18 protein-coding genes are annotated in these 18,955 nt (G+C 52.7%); 1 reads left to right on the forward strand and 17 read right to left on the reverse strand.

Translation table 11 applies throughout. From position 1 onward, the window contains the following. Positions 1-12: 12 nt before the first annotated feature. The 10 genes from ACTHPM_RS12250 to pnpS form a co-directional block, all read right to left on the reverse strand. Complete coding sequence (locus ACTHPM_RS12250) at positions 13-585, reverse strand: lytic transglycosylase domain-containing protein (RefSeq protein ID WP_440396085.1); 573 nt, start codon at positions 583-585, stop codon at positions 13-15. Then, positions 582-1,178 (reverse strand): dephospho-CoA kinase, encoded by a 597-nt coding sequence (coaE, locus tag ACTHPM_RS12255; RefSeq protein ID WP_440396084.1) that lies wholly within the window; start codon positions 1,176-1,178, stop codon positions 582-584. The genes ACTHPM_RS12250 and coaE overlap by 4 nt, the downstream gene beginning before the upstream one ends. Before the next feature lie 14 nt (positions 1,179-1,192). Beyond that, the gene (ytaF, locus tag ACTHPM_RS12260) at positions 1,193-1,885 is read right to left on the reverse strand and encodes a sporulation membrane protein YtaF (RefSeq protein WP_440396083.1); all 693 of its coding nucleotides are present in this window, start codon (positions 1,883-1,885) and stop codon (positions 1,193-1,195) included. A 144-nt stretch (positions 1,886-2,029) separates the two neighbouring features. Then, positions 2,030-2,878, reverse strand: coding sequence for a DNA-formamidopyrimidine glycosylase (mutM, locus tag ACTHPM_RS12265; RefSeq protein WP_440396082.1), 849 nt, complete (start codon positions 2,876-2,878; stop codon positions 2,030-2,032). 51 nt (positions 2,879-2,929) lie between these two features. After that, complete coding sequence (gene polA, locus ACTHPM_RS12270; protein ID WP_440396081.1) at positions 2,930-5,596, reverse strand: DNA polymerase I; 2,667 nt, start codon at positions 5,594-5,596, stop codon at positions 2,930-2,932. 216 nt (positions 5,597-5,812) lie between these two features. Continuing rightward, a complete protein-coding gene (phoU, locus tag ACTHPM_RS12275) occupies positions 5,813-6,472 on the reverse strand; it encodes a phosphate signaling complex protein PhoU (protein ID WP_440396080.1) in 660 nt (219 codons plus the stop codon). Positions 6,473-6,514: 42 nt separating this feature from the next. Beyond that, complete coding sequence (gene pstB / locus ACTHPM_RS12280; RefSeq protein ID WP_440396079.1) at positions 6,515-7,270, reverse strand: phosphate ABC transporter ATP-binding protein PstB; 756 nt, start codon at positions 7,268-7,270, stop codon at positions 6,515-6,517. A 163-nt stretch (positions 7,271-7,433) separates the two neighbouring features. After that, positions 7,434-8,618 carry a methyl-accepting chemotaxis protein gene (locus tag ACTHPM_RS12285; RefSeq protein WP_440396078.1) on the reverse strand — a complete coding sequence of 395 codons (1,185 nt, stop codon included), beginning with the start codon at positions 8,616-8,618 and terminating at the stop codon, positions 7,434-7,436. A 161-nt stretch (positions 8,619-8,779) separates the two neighbouring features. Further along, the gene (locus ACTHPM_RS12290; RefSeq protein ID WP_440396077.1) at positions 8,780-9,511 is read right to left on the reverse strand and encodes a response regulator transcription factor; all 732 of its coding nucleotides are present in this window, start codon (positions 9,509-9,511) and stop codon (positions 8,780-8,782) included. Positions 9,512-9,719: 208 nt separating this feature from the next. Then, positions 9,720-11,507: a two-component system histidine kinase PnpS gene (gene pnpS, locus ACTHPM_RS12295; protein ID WP_440396076.1), complete on the reverse strand. Its 1,788-nt coding sequence runs from the start codon at positions 11,505-11,507 to the stop codon at positions 9,720-9,722. Between the two features lie 208 nt (positions 11,508-11,715). On the opposite strand from pnpS, the gene yfbR reads away from it, so the two are divergent. Further along, complete coding sequence (yfbR, locus tag ACTHPM_RS12300) at positions 11,716-12,342, forward strand: 5'-deoxynucleotidase (protein ID WP_440396075.1); 627 nt, start codon at positions 11,716-11,718, stop codon at positions 12,340-12,342. 53 nt (positions 12,343-12,395) lie between these two features. Here yfbR and ACTHPM_RS12305 read toward each other — a convergent pair whose 3' ends face one another. The 7 genes from ACTHPM_RS12305 to ACTHPM_RS12335 form a co-directional block, all read right to left on the reverse strand. Next, a complete protein-coding gene (locus ACTHPM_RS12305; protein ID WP_440396074.1) occupies positions 12,396-13,265 on the reverse strand; it encodes an SDR family oxidoreductase in 870 nt (289 codons plus the stop codon). Positions 13,266-13,457: 192 nt separating this feature from the next. Further along, positions 13,458-13,883, reverse strand: coding sequence for a hypothetical protein (locus tag ACTHPM_RS12310; protein WP_440396073.1), 426 nt, complete (start codon positions 13,881-13,883; stop codon positions 13,458-13,460). Between the two features lie 137 nt (positions 13,884-14,020). Next, positions 14,021-14,962 carry a malate dehydrogenase gene (gene mdh, locus ACTHPM_RS12315; protein ID WP_440396072.1) on the reverse strand — a complete coding sequence of 314 codons (942 nt, stop codon included), beginning with the start codon at positions 14,960-14,962 and terminating at the stop codon, positions 14,021-14,023. 16 nt (positions 14,963-14,978) lie between these two features. Then, the gene (gene icd / locus ACTHPM_RS12320) at positions 14,979-16,271 is read right to left on the reverse strand and encodes an NADP-dependent isocitrate dehydrogenase (RefSeq protein ID WP_440396071.1); all 1,293 of its coding nucleotides are present in this window, start codon (positions 16,269-16,271) and stop codon (positions 14,979-14,981) included. 123 nt (positions 16,272-16,394) lie between these two features. Continuing rightward, positions 16,395-17,510, reverse strand: a complete 1,116-nt coding sequence (gene citZ / locus ACTHPM_RS12325; protein ID WP_440396070.1) for a citrate synthase — start codon at positions 17,508-17,510, stop codon at positions 16,395-16,397. 248 nt (positions 17,511-17,758) lie between these two features. Next, positions 17,759-18,151, reverse strand: coding sequence for an FxsA family protein (locus ACTHPM_RS12330; protein WP_440396069.1), 393 nt, complete (start codon positions 18,149-18,151; stop codon positions 17,759-17,761). Further along, a complete protein-coding gene (locus tag ACTHPM_RS12335; protein ID WP_440396068.1) occupies positions 18,151-18,660 on the reverse strand; it encodes an acyl-CoA thioesterase in 510 nt (169 codons plus the stop codon). Before ACTHPM_RS12335 ends, ACTHPM_RS12330 begins: the two co-directional genes overlap by 1 nt. Between the last annotated feature and the right edge of the window lie 295 nt (positions 18,661-18,955).

An 18,955-nucleotide genomic window follows, 5' to 3' on the forward strand; every position in this document is an offset into this window, starting at 1 on the left:
TTGCTTGTCCGCTCAAAAATCGCTGTAAATGCGCGTGTATTGATTATAGTAGTAAATCACCCGCTGGATATAGTGCCTCGTTTCGCCGATCGGGATATCCTTTACGGATTCCAGCTTCCCGTCCCATACGCCTTTTTTGAGCCATCCGTCGACTTTGCCGGGGCCTGCGTTATACGCGGCAATGACCACGATCCGGTTCCCTTTGAACTGGCTCGCCAGGTTCTTCAGATACCAGGTTCCAATCTCAATGCTGGCTTCAGGCTTATGCTTGAGGTGGTCCATCGTAACCTCAGGAATTTTGGCCTGCTCCATGGCCCATTGCGCCGTGTCGGGCATCAGCTGCATCAGACCCAGCGCGCCCTTCTTCGATTCCTTGCCCAGCTTATAGTTGGACTCCACGCGGATGATGGATGCGATCAGGAAGGGATCCACGTCGTATCGCTCCGATTGCTCCCTGATATTCTCCTTGTAATAAATCGGATAGAACCATGACATCCAGTTCGTGCTGAAAAAAAGAACGACGACAAACCCGAGAAAGAGTACCAGAAGGACTCTTTTTTTGCGTAATAACTGTAAAAGCTTCATACGCATCCCGACTGAAGCCAGAATGCATCCAATTGGCGCTTGGTCTCTTCAGCATCTCCGCTGTTGTCGATCACGATATCCGCCCTCTGCTTCTTTTCTTCAATATCCATCTGCGACCCGATTCGGGCCAATGCCTCGTCTTCGGTTAATCCGTTGCGCATCATCAAACGCTCAATCTGAATCTCTCTTGGCGTGTAAACGACCATCACACGTTCAAACATGCCTTCAAGTCCTGACTCGAACAAGAGCGGAATGTCCACCACGACGAGCCGGTCCGGGTGCTCCCGCTCCAGGGACTCCATCTGCTGACGGATTTCCCGGCGGATCGCCGGATGGGTAATCTCATTCAGGGCTTGACGCTGGGAGGGATCGCGGAATACAATCTCGCCCAGCTTTTTCCGGTCTACATGGCCGTCTTCAAGCATCACGGCTTGTCCAAAATGATCGGAAACTGCCGCCAGAACGGGATGACCCGGGAGCATCACTTCCCGGGCAATGACATCGGCATCGACAAGCAGAGCCCCCTTGCTTACCAAGAGGGCGGACACCGTGCTTTTTCCAGATGCTATACCTCCGGTTAACCCGATATTCATATAGAAAAATCACCTCATAACAGCTTTATTATTCCCATGGCGATTAATAATAACGCCGGCAACGCGGTAAAATGCCGCATCCATGACCGGGACGAAAACCGGAACCCTGTCTTCATTCCGATGACCAGGAACGTCCCGCTGAATAACGCAATCACGAGAGCCGTCCAAACCGGGGAAAATCCAAGCAGGGCAGCTCCAAGCCCCGCCCCAAACGCATCCAGCGAGAGTGCAATGCCGAGCCACATCGCTTCCATGCCCGATATGCTTCCCGATTTGTCGATATCGGCAGACGACGGCGTCCGCAGAATGCGGATCACGAGGCCAAGCTTCCGGATTTCCAGCGAAAATACCGTTTGCTCGGGCCCCCCCGCCGGAGCCGTTGTCTGCGTCGCGCGGATCATAGCGGTATCCTTGTCGTCGTCACGGCTCTTTTCTTTTTGAATCAGAATTTGAATCAAGGACCAGGAGCCCATAATAATCAATATAACAGCCCCGACGATGGACGCAGCTTCTGGCGACACGACCTTGGCCAAAAGGACGCCCACCTGCATCGATATATAAATGATGATCCCGGAGCATAATGAAATGATCACTACGGACAGCGCTGAAATCCTCATTTGCCTGAGTCCATATGTAATCCCGACACCAAAACTGTCCAAACTTAAAGCAAAAGCAAGCAGGAGCAGTGAAAAGACATGACTGAGCACCCCCGGTTTCCCTCCCCTTGATGAAACGGTACGATCTCGGAGCCTGATAGGAAAGAAAGCCCCTTACGATCCGCTTCCCCTGATATGCGATACCGTATCAGTATATGGGAGGGACGAACAAGGGGTGCACGCCCATGCTTTTATTTACTTTTTCTTCTGCTTCACTTGATCGTTCTGGCATACCGGGCAGAAATGTGTTCCGCGGCCGCCCACCACCGATTTCTCGATCAGAGTTCCGCAGTTCACGCACGGCTGGTTTTGGCGTCCGTAAATTTTGAGCTGATGCTGGAACATCCCCATCTCACCCTGTCCGTTGACATAAGATTTAATGGAAGAGCCTCCAACCTCAACTGATTCCGACAGCGTCGCGATCACCGCCTGATGCAGTGCTTCGAACTGCTCGTCCGTCAGCGTATTGGCCAGCTGCTCGGGATGGATGCCGGCTCTGAACAGAGACTCATCCACATAAATATTCCCGATACCGACGATATATGCCTGGTTTAGCAGAACTGCCTTGATTTTTGACGTTTTCCCCGCAAGCGCCGCCTTGAAATTCGCAAGCGTAAACTCGGCGTCAAGCGGTTCAATACCCAGTTTGGATAAAGGCGGCATGCTCAATTCTTCTCCCGGCTGGAACAAATGCATTGTTCCGAATTGACGCACGTCCTTATAACGCAGCTCGGTTCCATCATTGAAATGGAAAATGACATGCGTATGCTTTTCCACCGGCTCAGAGCTATCGTACAGGCCATAGCGTCCCTCCATCCGCAGATGGGAAACCAGGACCAAATCATCCAGCAAAATGCGCAGAAACTTTCCGCGGCGCTCTACGCTTTGAATGGTATGCCCCGCGAGCAAAAATGCAAACTGATCTATATCGTCAGGACGCTGGATAATCCGCGCCAAATTTACGGTAACATGGTCAATGAATTTTCCTTTGACCAGCTGATTCAATGTTCTTTTGACTGTTTCGACTTCCGGTAGTTCCGGCATGATGACTTCACCTCATCCCCATTATAACGGAAGTTCGCCCTTTTTGGGGCATTATTTAGCCTCATACCAATTGGTACCATAGCTGACATCGGCTTTCAGAGGCACGGACAATGCAAGCGCCTTTTCCATCGTTTCAGGCACCAGCTTTTTCATGATCTCAAGCTCGTCCGCAGGCACTTCGAATACAAGTTCGTCATGTACCTGAAGCAGCATGCGGCTCTTCAGCTTTTTCTCCGCCAAAGCGGCGTCCATGTGAACCATGGCCAGCTTGATTATGTCCGCGGCCGTCCCCTGAATCGGCGTATTCATCGCGGTACGCTCGGCAAAGGAACGCAAGTTGAAATTGCTTGCGTTGATCTCCGGCAGGTAGCGTCTTCTTTCCAGCAGCGTCGTGACGTAACCGTCCCGCTTCGCGTCCCTCACGATGTCGTCCATGTAGCGGCGAACGCCGCCGAACGCATCGAAGTACTGGTCGATAAACCGCGCGGCTTCCTTCCGGGTAATGTTCAGGTTCTGCGACAAGCCGTAATCGCTGATTCCGTAGACGATGCCGAAATTGACCGCTTTGGCTGAACGCCGCATGTTCGAGTCCACTTCATCCGCTTGAACGCCGAATACGTCCATAGCCGTCTTGGTATGAATGTCCATATCATGGAGGAAGGCTTCCTTGAGCCCGGTATCGTCCGAAATGTGCGCAAGCACCCGCAGCTCAATCTGCGAATAGTCTGCCGCAAGGATATACCAGTCGGGTTCGGACGGCACGAATACCTTCCGGATTTTGCGCCCCTCTTCGAGGCGGATCGGGATGTTCTGCAGGTTCGGAAACTGACTGCTCAGGCGTCCCGTCGCGGCAATGGTTTGCCGGTAATACGTATGGACCTTGCCCGTTTCCGGTGAGATTTCCTTGAGCAGGCCTTCCACATACGTGGATTGCAGCTTCGCGATGGTCCGGTACTGCAGGATCAGGCGCACGATGTCATGGTATGGCGCCAGCTTCTCCAGCACCTCCGCATCGGTGGAGTACCCCGTCTTGGTCTTCTTGACGACAGGCAGACCCAGCTTCACGAACAGGATCTCTCCCAGCTGCTTCGGCGAGTTCAGGTTGAACTCCGTTCCCGCGATTTCATAAATTTCGGTTACGAGCGCAGAAATCTGAGCTTCGAATTCCTTGCCAAGCTCCGTCAGATCATCCTTATTGACCGAAATTCCCTGCTTCTCCATATCGGCCAGTATCCGGGATAACGGCATTTCGAGATCATGGAAGAGCGATGCCATTTCGTTAGCTTCCAGCTCCCTTTCCTGCTGCGGAACCAGATTTAGAATAGCCGAGCTCTTAGCAGCGAGGTGCTTGCTGAGAACGTCTGCTTCAGGCAGCTTGTACTTCGCTCCTTTGCCGAACACATCCTCATCGGCTGCGAGCATTTGAAGACCGTATTTGGCCGCAAGGGCATGAACGTTCTGATTCGATTCGGTCGGGTCCAGCAGGTATGCCGCCAGTTGAACATCAAACGATGCTCCAGCAAATTCGATTCCTTTCCAGTGCAAAGCCAGATCGGTACGGTGCAGGTCATAACCGCGCTTGGAAATGGACGGATCTGCGAGCCACTGCCGAACAGGCTCGGCCGCTTCTGCCCTTAAAAGCTCGTATGGCACGTAATAATGCTGTTCGGGAGTAGAGAATACAGCCCCAATCACATCGGCATGATGAGGATTTTCCCCGTTCGTCTCCACATGCAGCGCTTCGATCGCCTCGAGGGCCTCTATCAGCATTCCGATATTTCCTTCGTCCATGATTTCCACTTTGATCTCTTTCGCAGGCACCTGCTCCTGAGCCGGATGATCCGCACTGCTGCCGTCAGCTTTGAAGGACAGACGCTCGAGCAGCGATTTGAATTCCAGTTTGGCCAAGGCCGGACCCGCCGTCTCCTCCTGCAGGCCTCCGAAGACCATTTCGTCAAAGGACTTGTCCAGCGGCACTTCACGGTAGATGGTCGCCAGTTTCTTGCTCATCACGGCGTCATCCGCATGGGTCTCGATTTTCTCTTTCATCTTGCCTTTCAGCTCACTGGTGTTCGCCAATACGTCTTCGACCGAGCCAAACTGGTGAAGGAGCTTCAGCGCCGTCTTCTCGCCGACGCCCGGAATGCCGGGGATATTGTCGGAGGCGTCGCCCATGAGTCCCTTCAGGTCGATGATTTGCAGCGGCGTCAGGCCGTACCTCTCTTCGATTTGCGCCGGCGCATAGGTTTCGATTTCGGTTACGCCTTTACGCGTCAGCCCCACCTGCACATGATCCGAGGCCAGCTGAAGCATGTCCTTGTCGCCGGTGACGACGAGAATCTCATGCCCTGCTTCCTCGGCGATCCGGGAAACCGTGCCGATGATATCATCCGCCTCGTAGCCGCTCAACTCAAACTGCGAAATGCCGAACCCCTGCAGCAGCTCTTTGAGCAGCGGAAACTGCTCGGACAGCTCCGGCGGAGTCTTTTCGCGGCCGCCCTTGTATTCCTGGTAGCCTTCATGACGAAACGTGATTTTCCCCGCGTCAAAAGCAACCATCATATGTGTTGGTTTATGATCTTCAATCAGGCGCAAAAGCATATTCGTAAATCCGTACACGGCATTCGTGTGCAGTCCCTTGGTGTTCGTCAGTGGGGGCATCGCAAAAAATGCCCGATAAATGATACTGTTTCCGTCAATCAGAATCAGTTTGCTCATACAGCACCTTCCTTTTATATACTTCCTTCTATGCATCAAATCTTCGATCGTTGTGTTTATGCCTCTACATATCTTAACACATGACCCTTCATTCGAGAAAAAAATCAGGAACTTCTGCCGCTCATCGAAGCATAAATTTAATTTTCATGCAATGAACGCCAAAAACGCCGGAACCCTGTCCGGCGTTTCTTGTCTATATGGATATGGAAACCGGCATCACCGGTTGAGGTCAGGACGCTTTCCTGTAACCAGGTATACGGCGCTCTCCCCGATATTGGTCGCGTGATCCGCGATCCGCTCGATATACCGTCCGACCAGGGTCAACAGCAGTGCCTGCGGCAGCGAGTCCGGGTTCGATCGCATATGACCGTATAATTCCGTTAGAATCTGGCTGTACAGTTGGTCGACCTGATCGTCGTCCTGAGCCATTTTGTAAGCTAAATCCGTGTTTTCGTCCAGGTAAGAGGCAATCGCCTCTTCGATCATGACTTTGACGATGCCCGTCATCTGCGGGATGTCGATCAGCGGCTTGATCAGCGGCTCCCCCTGAAGGCGCAATGTCACCTTCGCTACGTCCAGCGCCAAATCTCCCATGCGTTCGAGATCGCTCGATATTTTGAAAGCAACGAGGATTCGGCGAAGATCCTTGGCTACGGGCTGCTGGGTGACGATCAGCCGCGAGCCGATGTCCATGATTTCTTCTTCCATCTGGTTCAGCCGGGCATCGGCCTGTACCACTTCCTGCGCCTTGGCACAGTCCTGCGTTTTCAAGCTGATCACGGCCTCATCCAGCGCAGCGACCACGTGCTCTCCCATCTTCACAAGCAGCGAGCGCAGCTGCTCCAGATCCTGATCCAATTCTTTTCTCCGAATCATGGCTGATGTTCCCCCTATTTCCCTGTATTGTTGATCCTTCCGTCAGCCGAAACGGCCTGAGATATAGTCCTCTGTCCTGGAGTCCCGCGGATTGCTGAACAGCGCATTGGTATCGTCCGCCTCGACAACTTCTCCGTTCAGGAAGAACACCGTGCGACCGGAGACGCGGGCCGCCTGGTGCATGTTATGCGTCACCATGACGATCGTATATTTCTCCTTCAGCTCCTGCACCAGCTCTTCGATTTTTAGCGTGGAGATCGGGTCCAGCGCGGAGGTCGCTTCGTCCATGAGGAGAATATCCGGTTCGACAGCCAGGGCGCGGGCAATGCACAGGCGCTGCTGCTGTCCACCGGACAAGCTGAGCGCCGATCGCTTCAGATAGTCCTTCACTTCCTCCCACAGCGCCGCCTGACGGAGGCTTTCTTCCACGATCTCATCGAGTTCCTTCTTGTTCTTGACGCCATGAAGCCGTGGACCGTAAGCGATATTGTCGTAGATCGATTTCGGAAACGGGTTCGGCTGTTGAAATACCATGCCGACGCGCTTGCGCAGCTCCTCCACGAACACGTCTTTGCCGTAAATGCCTGCCCCGCCGATTTTGACTGATCCTTCGATCCGCGTGCCGGTGATCATGTCGTTCATCCGGTTCAGCGTCCGCAGCAGCGTCGATTTGCCGCAACCTGAAGGGCCGATGAAGGCGGTAATCGTCTTTTCCGGAATATCCAGATGTATATTTTTCAGAGCATGAAATTGTTCATAATATAAGTTCAAACCTTCGATTTCAATGATATTTTCCATGTTCTATTCAGGTCTCCTTATCATTCAATGGGACATCCCTGCGGTCTCTGGCAATCGTATTGGACCTGTGACTCTGTCTATTGTAAATCCGCTATGTAAAGGCTGTGTGCCGTAATTGTAAACGCTGTGTAAAATGTGACCGGACGTCAGCCGGAGATGCACCTCAAGTTAACGTCCGCTCTAATTCGGCTTTTACGCCCTGGGCCTGCTTCGCTGTATCACTCGCCAGCCGGTGAACGGTCCGGCCTGTCTGTTCCACATGCCCTACCGCCTGCTCAAGCTCGCCGAACATCCGGCTGCCTTCCGTCAGCTGCGCCGCCCCCGCCTGAATTTGTTTGACACCCGAGGCCGTCAAGAGCCCCGTCTCCGCTGCCAATTGGCTGATGCGTTCGAGCAGCCCGGAAATATCCGCTGCCAGATTGCGGGTCTGCGACGCCAGTGATCTCACCTCTGCCGCAACGATCTGAAAGCCTTTGCCGTGGATGCCTGCATGCGCGGCTTCAATGGAAGCGTTAATGGCCAGCAGACCGCTCTGATCGGCGAGTTTGGCAATATCCTGCGTGAGCGAGGATATGTGGCCCGCATCCTCGATGAGACGTGCCACCTGCTTCTCGTTTCGGTTCATGTGGTCCACGGCTTCCGCGTACGAATGTCCCGCTTCATCAAGCTTCAGTCTGCCCTCCGCCGTCCATTGCTTCATCCGGAGGCATTCCTCCAGCGTATGGCTTGCTGCGGCAGCCACTTCGCCAAGGGAAATTTCCATGCCGCTGACATGGCCATAGTTCTCCGTGACCGTTTGCTTGCGCTGCACCTCCGCTTCGGTTTGGAGCCCTCCGGACATCATGAGCAGATCCTGCACCGTCAGTACGCCCGCCAGACGGCCTTGGATCGTCACGATGACGCAATCGTAGAACCGGGTCTCTGGCCTTTCCAAGGCACGCCGGATCAGGTAAGCCGGATCTTCGCTGATCTCCATCGCGAGGATCTCCTCCTCCGCAAACCTCTTCACCGGACGATCAAAATACAAATCTGCGGCAAACCGGCCCGTCAATTTACGATAGAATGCATCCTTCATCAGCAGCCCCTCCGGACGCAGGTCCTCGCCGCAAATCACCAGGCACGGAAGATGCGGCTGTTCTTTCAGCATACTAAGCGCCTCGCCGCAGGTCACGGTCTGCGCTAATGCAGGCACAGTACGGCGGCAATCGGCTGCCGAAATCTTCTTACTGGCAGATCCGCGCCAAGATGCAGCTTCTTCTTTCTGAACGATTTCAGCAATCTTGAGCGCGGCCTTCGTTTCCGTTCTATGGTTGATGCTCGTCTCTTTCTCGGCTTGCAGCGTGCTCACGGTTGACTCCCCCTTAGAACTCCTCTTTAGCCGCATCATAACGCTGAACTGTTAAGGCCATATTCGGCAGAAATATGCTGAATGTAAAAATCAAGCCGAACTCTTGCAAGAAGCGTTCATCCGGCTGCAATTGCTAACGTACGACAAAAAAAGAAGCCCCATCATGATTCCTGATGATGAGCGCTTCTTTTTTTGTTGATAACAAGCTTATATCCAACCCCGCGGATCGAATCGATATGCACGGATTCAGGATCCAGTTCAAGCTTTTTGCGGAGCGAGCTGACATGAACGTCCACCGTCCGCTGCCCCCCGATGTAGTCGAAGCCCCAGACCGCATTCATCAGGTCATCGCGTGTCAGCACCACCCCGGGCTTGCGTGCCAGGTAGAGCAATACCTCGAATTCCTTCGGCCTTAGAGAGATGCTTGTGCTGCCCAGCATGACCTCGTATTTTTCCGGATAAATTTCCAGCTGTCCCAGGCGGATGGCCGAACCCGAAGTGTCCGGCACGGCTTCCTCCCTCGCGCCCGATACGCGCCGCAGAACCGTCCCGACGCGGGCCAGGAGCTCGGAGACGCCGAAGGGCTTGGTAATATAATCGTCCGCTCCCAGCCTCAGCCCCTGCACGACTTCTTCCTCCGCATTCTTGGCTGTCAAAATTATGACCGGCGTCGTCACGGCTTTGCCTCTCAGCTTGCCGAGAATTTCGAACCCGTTCATTCCAGGCAGCATCAGATCCAGTACGATCAAGTCAAAAGGCTCATGCACCGCACGCTCAAACCCTGAGGTTCCATGATCTTCGATCGTGACTTCATAGCCCTCCTGCGTCAAATTGTAGGAGAGCAGTCTGGCCAAAGTTGGCTCGTCTTCAATCACCAGCAAACGCTGCGTCATTTATTTATCCCCCGTTCTATACAACCATGTATTCAGATGGCGACAAGCCTATCTTAACACTCAAGTGTTAACCCAGTGTAAACTTGGGGCGGCCGAGCCGCATCTTTTTCACACTTTCTCGGTTTCTGTAAAAATCCCTTTTAAATTTCGTATCCCGCCGATTCGTAAAATATCTTGGTTAGCCCCTCATTGCAAGCCCCTCTGGATCCTATTCCTGGAGCATCGGCAGTTCAACCGTAAACGTCGTGCCGATCCCAAGGTCGCTCTCCACGGAAATTTCGCCATGATGCAGCTCCACCAAGTGCTTGACGATGGACAGCCCCAGCCCCGTGCCGCCCGAGCTGCGCGACCTTCCCTTGTCGACCCTGTAAAATCGTTCAAAAATACGCGGCTGATCCTTTTTCGGAATGCCGATGCCTGTATCGGTCACCTTTATCTGCACCTTATCCGAACCTTCGGGGTCCTGGCGATCCGAGATCCCGAGCTCGACTCTGCCTCCGTCCTGTGTATAGCTTACCGCGTTGGATAATAGATTAATAAGGATTTGGCGCAGCTTGTCCTCATCCGCCTCCACGAACAGTTCTTCGGGAATATCGGCGTGAAGGGTAATGCGCTTCTTCTCCGCCATCGTGGAAATCGTATCCATGATCGATGCGCAGAATGAGGCCAGATGCACAGGCGCAAAATCCATCGGCGAGCGCTTCGATTCGATTTTGGACAAATCCAGAATGTCGCTGATCAAGCGGTTCAGCCGCTCGCTTTCGTCATAAATGATCTGCAGGAACGATCTCGCCGTCTCTTCGTCCTTCACTCCGCCGCCGAGCAGCGTTTCGGAGAATCCCTTGACTGCGGCCACCGGTGTCTTCAGCTCATGCGATACGTTCGCCACGAACTCGCTCCGCATATTCTCCAGGCGCCGGATCGCGGTGACATCCTGAAGCAGGAACAGCATGCCTTTAAAGGTATTCTCTTCGCCGAACATCGGTACGCCGTCCAGGTGAAGGATCGTTTCCTCCGGCTGGTACAAGCTGCGCTCCTCATGAATCATGACCCGCTCCGTGATCCCCTCCTTGATCAGACGGGTCAGTTCGTAGTACTGCTTCAGCTCTTGAAAAGAACGCCCGCTGAGCTGCCCGCTGCGGACATGCAGCATCCGTTCCGCCGCAGGGTTGACCAGCGCTATGCTGCCTTCCGAGTCGACCATCAGTATTCCGCTCGTCATATTGTCGAGGACGCTTTGGAGCAGGTCTTCATTGTCCCGGATGGTCTGCAGCTGGTTTTGCAGGCTGTCCGCCATGCCGTTAATGGCTTTCGCCAGCTCCCCGATTTCATCCTTCCGGTTCATGTCGACTCTGGCATCGTAATCCAGTCGGGAGATTCTTCCCGCAACCCTTGTAATTTTCTCCAGCGGAGAGGTGAGTCCGGCCGCTACGCGGTAGCTGACCAGCGCGGCCACAGCGAACAATATCGCGAGCCCTCCCGCCATGAGTGTCCAGCCTTGGCGGACGCCTTCATCCACGGAAGCCAGGCTGACCGACAACCGGATAAATCCGTCGTAATTCCCGGCGGAAACGACAGGCGCGGCGACATAGAGCATATCTTCTCCGAGCGTCGAGCTGTACCGGATCGCGTGCCCGGAACCCTTGGCGGAAGCGTCCATGATTTCTTCGCGCTTGCTGTGGTTATCCATCTGCTTCGGATCGCTTTCGGAGTCGCCGATCACGCTGCCGTCTTTCGCAATGAAGGTCACCCTGGAGTCCGTTAATGCTGCCAAATCCTGCGATTCGCGGGTATAGTAGGCTATCGCGCTTTCGCCCTCCTCCGGAAGAAAATCGAAGGTCCGGCTGAGCAGCTTGATTTCCCGGATCATATTCTCTTCCAGCGCGGTGATATGGGATTTTTTATACACCTGCGCCATGGTTATGCCGGCTCCGACCATCGATATGCCGATCATGATCATTAAAATCAGGGTGAGTCTGATGCGAAAGGGTCTCATTGCCGTCTTCCTTTTCCACAGTTTTCGTTCTATTATTGTATCCTATCTCGAATGCGTCCTGCATAAAAAAATGATTTCTTCCTTGAAAGACACGAATCATCAAGCCGCGAGTTTTCGGCTGGCCCGAAATTTCGTGATAAGAGTATAATAAGGGAGAAATGTTAAGGCTGAATTAAAACCTGATTATTATAAAAGGAGCGTAAATGATTTGAATTTCCCGCTGGCCGCTTATCTGTACCGTCTGCAGTATATCCGGCGCTGGAGCCTGATGCGAAGCACGAACGCCGAGAACGTGGCAGAGCATTCGTTCCATGTGTCGCTCTTAACCCATATGCTGTGCCTTATCGGCAACACGTATTACGACCGCAAGCTGAACGCGGATCATGCCGCTACCCTCGCCCTCTATCATGATGCGGCCGAAGTATTTACAGGCGACATTGCGACACCGGTCAAGCATAATAACCCGCAGCTGCTCGCCAGTTTCCGCGAAATGGAGAACATCGCTGCCCGGCGTCTGGCCGCAATGGCGCCGCCGGAGCTCCAATCTGTCTATGCCGATTTGCTCCAGCCGCATGCGGAGGATGCCGAACGGCGTGAGCTGCTCCGCTACGTCAAGGCTGCGGACTGCCTGGACGCCTATCTGAAATGCGCCTTCGAGGTGGCTTCAGGCAACCGGGAATTTGCCGTAGCCAAGGAACAAACGCTTGCGAAGGTCAAGCAAATGCGGCTCCCAGAAGCGGATTATTTCCTGGAGCATATGGCACCCAGCTTCGAGATGTCTCTCGATGAGCTGTCCGGAATTTCGCAGGATCCGGTTGAAACCAAAAAAGATTGAGCAGAAAAATCTGCCCAATCTTTTTTTGGTTTGCATAAAGCGGCAAACTGAGATCAGCCGTTAACGACTTCCCCGCCGTTTACGTGAATCACTTGGCCGCTCACATAAGAAGAATCGTTGGATGCCAGATATACGTAAGCTGGAGCCAGCTCTTCCGGCTGTCCCGGACGTTTCATCGGCTGGGTGGCGCCAAACTCGCTGACCTTCTTCGCATCGAAGGTAGAAGGAATGAGCGGCGTCCAGATCGGGCCCGGTGCGACCGCATTGACGCGGATGCCTTTTTCCACGATGCTCATGGACAAGGAACGCGTAAAGCTGACGATAGCGCCCTTGGTTGAAGAGTAGTCGATCAGGGTCGGGTTGCCTTTATAGGCGGTAATCGAAGCCGTATTGACGATGGCACTGCCGCTCTTTAAGTGCGGCATGGCCATTTTGGTCATGTGGAACATGCCGAAAATATTCGTGCGGAACGTGCGCTCCAGCTGCTCGGACGTAATATCCTCTAATTTTTGCTGCGGATGCTGCTCCGCTGCGTTGTTGATCAGGATATCGAGGCCGCCCAGCTCTTGAACCGTCTGGTTTACGGCGTTTTTGCAAAAACTCTCATCACCGATATCCCCGGCAATCAGCAGGCATTTGCGTCCCTCTTGCTCAACTTGACGCTTCGTTTCCTTCGCATCGTCATGCTCGTTCAGGTAGATGATCGACAGGTCCGCGCCCTCTTTGGCAAAAGCCACAGCCACGGCACGTCCGATGCCGCTGTCACCGCCTGTAATGATGACCTTCTTGCCTTTCAGTTTGCCTGCGGCCATGTAGTCGCTTGGCTCGTATTTCGGAAGAGGGTTCATCTCCGATTCGATCCCCGGCTGCTGGTTTTGATGCTGCGGAGGCAGCGTTTGTTTGCTCTGCTCGTTTCCTGACATGATTTCTTTCTCCTTTCCAAGCGAATCTCTATTGGTCTTCCCATCCATCCATACAGGCTGACTTTCCCATATTAGGATGGCGTAAAATAAATCCTTTATACTTCCGTCGATTGTTACTTACCACGTCTGCTAGAAAATCAAACAAAAAAAAGCCCCCCCCTGTGAAGGGAAAGGCGCTTCTTTACTTGCTTATTAAATGATGTCGCGATAGACCATAAAGAACAGCATCACGAGAACGCAGATTGCAATCAAAGCGCTCAGCGTACGGATTTTTCCGGTTTGAACCGAAATATCGCGGCTATTCTTGATGCCGTCCAGCGCAAGGCGCAGTGGTTTGCCCATCATGCCGCTGATGGCTCCGATGGCCAGGAACAGAATCACGATAACGATCATCCATGGTACGGAATAATCGCCTTTGCTCATCAGATATCCGCCTGTAAGCAGCTGAATTACCAAGGCAATTTGCGCGTAAGTATTCAGGGTGCGGATGGCAGCCGCACTGCCTTCTTGTGCCGGCAGAGACAGCTTGGTCACTTTGCCTACCGCAAATGGCAGAATCAGATAGAAGCCAAGTGCCGCGGCGCCGATGATATGTATGAACAACATTACCATTGCCATGTTCAGAATCCCTCCACGATTTCTATGATTTAAATTACATCCATTATCATTTTACACCAATCAAAAGAAAAGAAAACCTCTAAATATGAACAAACTTAGAGGTTTTCCCTTTTGACTGCCGATCTGCGAAGCGCGGCTTACACGTTCACAACGGAAATGACGCTGCGTACGGAGTCGGCGGATTTGTCCAAGGCCGCCTTCTCGTCGGACGTAAGCTCCAGCTCAAACACTTTCTCAATGCCCTCTCCGCCAAGGACGGCAGGAACGCCGAGGAACAAATCGTTGTAACCGTACTCGCCTTCGAGATAAGCGATCACAGGAATGATCCGTTTCTTGTCTTTGAGAATGGCTTCCGCCATTTGTACCAGTGAGGCTGCTGGCGCATAATACGCGCTGCCGTTACCCAGCAGGTTGACGATCTCGCCGCCGCCTACGCGGGTACGCTGAACGATTTCCTGAATACGCTCGGCAGGGATGAGCGTGTCGATCGGAATTCCGCCTACGTTCGAGTAACGAACGAGTGGCACCATATCGTCGCCATGTCCGCCAAGCACGAAGCCGCGGACGTCTTCCACAGATACGTTCAGCTCTTGTGCGATGAAGGTGCAGTAACGGGCCGTATCCAGCACGCCGGATTGGCCAATGACGCGGTTTTTGGGAAAACCGAGCGTCTTGTATGCTGCGTAAGTCATCGCATCTACAGGGTTGCTCAGGATAATAACGATGGATTCAGGAGCGACTCTTTTTACATTTTCGCAGACAGCCTTCATGATTCCTGCATTCGTGTTCACGAGATCATCGCGGCTCATGCCCGGTTTGCGGGCGACGCCTGCTGTGATAATGACGATGTCGGAATCGGCGGCGTCATCATAATTGGAAGTGCCGATAATTTGGCTGTCGAAGCCCTGTACCGGACTCGCTTCCATCATGTCGAGCGCTTTTCCTTTGGTCGGGTTTTCCAGTTGCGGAATGTCCAGCAGCACCACGTTGCCAAGTTCTTTTTGCGCCAGCATCAGAGCAGTCGTTGCACCGGTAAAACCGGCGCCTACGACAGTAATTTTTTTGCGAGTCAAAGCCATAGTTATTCCTTCTTCCCTACATGTTTTCGATGACTTGGTCCGCGAACTCCGAGCATTTCACTTGCGTTGCGCCCTCCATCAGGCGGGCAAAGTCGTAAGTGACGGTTTTATTGTTAATGGAAGTTTCCATGCCTTTGTAGATGAGGTCAGCCGCTTCCTGCCATCCCAGATGCTCAAGCAGCATGACGCCGGACAGGATGACGGAACCAGGGTTCACCACGTCTTTATCCGCATATTTAGGAGCCGTGCCATGCGTAGCTTCGAAAATAGCGTGTCCGGTTACGTAGTTGATGTTCGCTCCCGGAGCGATGCCGATACCGCCGATTTGGGCAGCCAGAGCGTCGGACAGGTAGTCCCCGTTCAGGTTCAGCGTAGCGATGACATCAAAGTCGGTAGGACGCGTCAATACTTGCTGCAGAGCGATGTCCGCAATGGCGTCCTTCACGATGATTTTGCCTTCGGCTTCTGCAGCGCTTTGTGCTGCATTCGCTGCATCCGTGCCGTCTTTTTCTTTGATGGCGTCATATTGAGCCCATGTGAACACTTTGTCGCCGAACTCCTGCTCAGCCACTTCGTAGCCCCAGTTTTTGAAAGCACCCTCGGTGAACTTCATGATGTTGCCTTTGTGAACCAATGTAACGCTCTTACGTCCATGCTGGATCGCGTACTCGACCGCAGCGCGGACCAAACGCTTGGAGCCTTCGGAGGATACAGGCTTGATACCGATACCGGAAGTTTCAGGGAAACGGATTTTGTTAACGCCCATTTCGTCCTGCAGGAATTTGATAACCTTCTTCACCGCTTCGGAACCTTCCTGATACTCGATGCCTGCGTAGATATCCTCTGTATTTTCACGGAAGATGACCATATCCACTTGTTCAGGATGCTTCACCGGAGAAGGAACGCCGTCGAAGTAGCGCACTGGGCGCAGACATACGTACAGGTCAAGCTCTTGGCGAAGAGCCACGTTCAGGGAACGGATGCCGCCGCCGATTGGCGTAGTCAAAGGTCCTTTGATGGCTACGATATATTCACGGATGGCTTCCAGCGTGTCGTTAGGCAGCCATTCTCCGTATGTATTGAATGCTTTCTCGCCGGCAAAAACTTCATACCAGGCAATTTTTTTGGAGCCGCCGTATGCTTTCTCAACAGCTGCATCCAGAACGCGTTTGGAAGCTTTCCAGATATCACGGCCCGTACCGTCACCTTCGATAAAAGGAATGATCGGGTTGTTAGGCACCTGAAGCTTGCCGTTTGTAATTTCGATTTTGTCACCTTCGGTAGGAAGTGCGAATTTCTCCAATTTCATTAGTACGTCCTCCTTCATTTTCATGAGTATTCTTTCATTTCAAAGACAGACAGCCGCATAGGGGCGCCGAAGCTTCGCGCGTAAGGCGCATGGCCAGCGGTTCCCCTATCCTTCATTCGTACATTACGAACGCTGTTCAACCGGTACGTAATTCTGATCGGTCAAGCCTACATATTCGGCACGCGGGCGGATGATCCGGTTGTTCTCGTACTGCTCCAGAATGTGCGCAGTCCATCCGGATACGCGGCTGATGGCAAAAATCGGCGTGAACAGCTCCTGATTGAACCCTAGCTGAGTATACACAGAAGCAGAATAGAAATCCACATTTGGTCTCAAACCTTTTTGCGAGGTTACGAGCTCATCGATCTTCACGGACATTTCATACAGCGTCGTGTCGCCCTTCATTTCGCCGAGCTCGCGGGACATTTTTTGAAGATGCTTCGCGCGCGGATCGCCGTTTTTGTAAACGCGGTGGCCAAAGCCCATGATCTTGTCACGGTTATCCAGCTTTTGCTGGATGTAAGGCTCGACGTTTTCCATGGTTTTGATCTCGTTCAGCATTTTCATGACTGCTTCATTGGCACCGCCGTGCAAAGGACCCTTCAAAGCGCCGATCGCCGAAGTTACGCCGGAGTAAATGTCTGAAAGCGTAGCCACAGTGACGCGAGCAGCAAACGTGGAAGCGTTCAATTCATGGTCTGCGTGCAGCACAAGCGCTTGATCCAGGGCTTTTACCGAAACTTCCTCGGGCTTTTCGCCTCTCAGCATATACAGGAAGTTCTCTGCGATCGACAGACCCGCTTGTGGAGCAACCGGTTCTTTGCCGTCACGGATACGCGCCAGCGCAGCGATGACGGTAGGCAGTTTAGCCTGCAGGCGGACCGCCTTGCGTTCGTTTGCTTCACGGCTCATATCATCGGCTTCGGCGTCATAGAGGGCCAGTGCCGATACCGCAGAACGGAGAGCAGCCATCGTGTTTGTATCTTTAGGATATAATTTCATTTGCTCGATCACTTGATCCGGAATCTTCGCTTCGTTGCTCAAATCCTTCTGGAGCTGCTGAAGTTCAGCTTCATTAGGCAGCTTTCCGAACCAAAGCAGATAGGCTACTTCTTCAAAACTTGCATTCACTGCAAGATCGTCGATGTTATAACCGCGGTATGTGAGGACACCGTCCACGATGGAACTGATGGAAGAAGCTGCGGCAACGATTCCCTCAAGCCCTTTAGTAGCTGTCATCGTACATCTCTCCTTTGTAAAACGGATTTTAAAACAGTTAAACGAGCCGTGAAAACAGTTACATTTTATTAAAAATAAAAAAGACGGCCGTCCGCCATTCTACCTTGGCAGCAAGCCGCCAAGGAATGGAATCACTATTATCATAAAGTATTTTGTCGGATATGTGAACATCCGTGCGCCTTATAAAAGCATCAAATTGTTTTATCAGATAGATAAAGATATTTTTATCACTCCGGAAAAACCTTCGTCTAACGGCGGTGGATCGTGATGTTGCCGTTTTTCATTTTGCGCTCCAGCCATTTAAGAATCAGGAATCTGTACAAAGGGCGCGTCAATGGAAAGACCATCGTAAACCCTATGATGTCCGTGAGAAATCCGGGAATGACCAGCAGGATGCCGCCGATAAAAACGCACAGCCCATCCACCATGCTTCTCCCCGGAACTTGACCATCATTCATTCGCAGCCGCGAATCCTCCAGCACCTTGCGGCCCTCGAAGCGCATCATGAGGAGGCCGATCGCCGAAGTCACGATGGTCAGCAAAAATGTATTCCCGCCGCCGACCCGGCTCGCTACCAGATTAAAGCCGTATATTTCGATTACCGGTACTAGAATAATAACGAGAAACAGCCATTTGCGCATTATAGACCTCCTCCTGTGAGCGATTGCATCAGAGCGTCATAGAGGCCGGGAGCCGCCTTATCCAGCCGTGCAGGCTGCCACTCGCGGTTTACCCATACATGACTGGTCGAACCCGACACAAGCAGCTCTCCGGGCATCTCCTGCCCAGCCAGGTAGATCTGTTCATGCAGCCTTCCGCTTTCCTCCTCAGAAAGCCTCCGAACCTCGTAAGCATATTTGATTCTTAGCTTGGAGAAAGCCGTCATTCTAGTGAAAATCGTGATCCGGTCGTCATAACAGGCCGGCTGGCTGAATTTCATGTCCAGATCGGTCACAGGCAGCAGAACGCCCTGCTCCTCCATGCTTCGATAGGTAATGCCCAACTCGCGGATCATTTCCGTCCGTCCAATTTCAAACCAGTTCAAGTAATTGGCATGATACACCACGCCCATTTGGTCGCTTTCTTGATAACGGACCCGCACAGAAGCCGTGTACCAACGGCCGAGCTTGTCCCCCATGTCTTTTGCCATGCCTGTCAAAGTCCCTTCCGTATAATTTAGAATATGATACCAAGTATAACATAGGGCTTGGCAACTCACGAATCCAGGTCTGTCCACCACAAATTAACCAGATAAATATACCAAAGCTTCACCCTATTTCTTGCCGGGGTTGCTTCTGGAATATCTGAGCAAGGCCTCCTCTCTCTACTTAGGCCCAGTTCATACATATATAGGTATTTTGTTCCGGTTGGCATCTGTTCATTCATATGAACATCGCGGCGCTATTCGGAGAATACAATAGCAAAAAGGCTGCACAGGAAAAGTC

Origin of the sequence: Paenibacillus sp. SAFN-054 (assembly GCF_051966755.1) — a bacterium.
GTDB lineage: Bacteria > Bacillota > Bacilli > Paenibacillales > Paenibacillaceae > Paenibacillus_AQ.

What these genes read in the sequence shown, in the direction of transcription:
- citZ (WP_440396070.1), bottom strand. Translation starts at nt 17,510, where the DNA reads ATGACAGCTACTAAAGGGCTTGAGGGAATCGTTGCCGCAGCTTCTTCC.
- coaE (WP_440396084.1), bottom strand. Translation starts at nt 1,178, where the DNA reads ATGAATATCGGGTTAACCGGAGGTATAGCATCTGGAAAAAGCACGGTG.
- ACTHPM_RS12310 (WP_440396073.1), bottom strand. Translation starts at nt 13,883, where the DNA reads ATGGCAATGGTAATGTTGTTCATACATATCATCGGCGCCGCGGCACTT.
- ACTHPM_RS12250 (WP_440396085.1), bottom strand. Translation starts at nt 585, where the DNA reads ATGAAGCTTTTACAGTTATTACGCAAAAAAAGAGTCCTTCTGGTACTC.
- ACTHPM_RS12305 (WP_440396074.1), bottom strand. Translation starts at nt 13,265, where the DNA reads ATGTCAGGAAACGAGCAGAGCAAACAAACGCTGCCTCCGCAGCATCAA.
- mdh (WP_440396072.1), bottom strand. Translation starts at nt 14,962, where the DNA reads ATGGCTTTGACTCGCAAAAAAATTACTGTCGTAGGCGCCGGTTTTACC.
- pnpS (WP_440396076.1), bottom strand. Translation starts at nt 11,507, where the DNA reads ATGAGACCCTTTCGCATCAGACTCACCCTGATTTTAATGATCATGATC.
- polA (WP_440396081.1), bottom strand. Translation starts at nt 5,596, where the DNA reads ATGAGCAAACTGATTCTGATTGACGGAAACAGTATCATTTATCGGGCA.
- ACTHPM_RS12290 (WP_440396077.1), bottom strand. Translation starts at nt 9,511, where the DNA reads ATGACGCAGCGTTTGCTGGTGATTGAAGACGAGCCAACTTTGGCCAGA.
- mutM (WP_440396082.1), bottom strand. Translation starts at nt 2,878, where the DNA reads ATGCCGGAACTACCGGAAGTCGAAACAGTCAAAAGAACATTGAATCAG.
- pstB (WP_440396079.1), bottom strand. Translation starts at nt 7,270, where the DNA reads ATGGAAAATATCATTGAAATCGAAGGTTTGAACTTATATTATGAACAA.
- ACTHPM_RS12335 (WP_440396068.1), bottom strand. Translation starts at nt 18,660, where the DNA reads ATGGCAAAAGACATGGGGGACAAGCTCGGCCGTTGGTACACGGCTTCT.
- icd (WP_440396071.1), bottom strand. Translation starts at nt 16,271, where the DNA reads ATGAAATTGGAGAAATTCGCACTTCCTACCGAAGGTGACAAAATCGAA.
- ACTHPM_RS12330 (WP_440396069.1), bottom strand. Translation starts at nt 18,151, where the DNA reads ATGCGCAAATGGCTGTTTCTCGTTATTATTCTAGTACCGGTAATCGAA.
- phoU (WP_440396080.1), bottom strand. Translation starts at nt 6,472, where the DNA reads ATGATTCGGAGAAAAGAATTGGATCAGGATCTGGAGCAGCTGCGCTCG.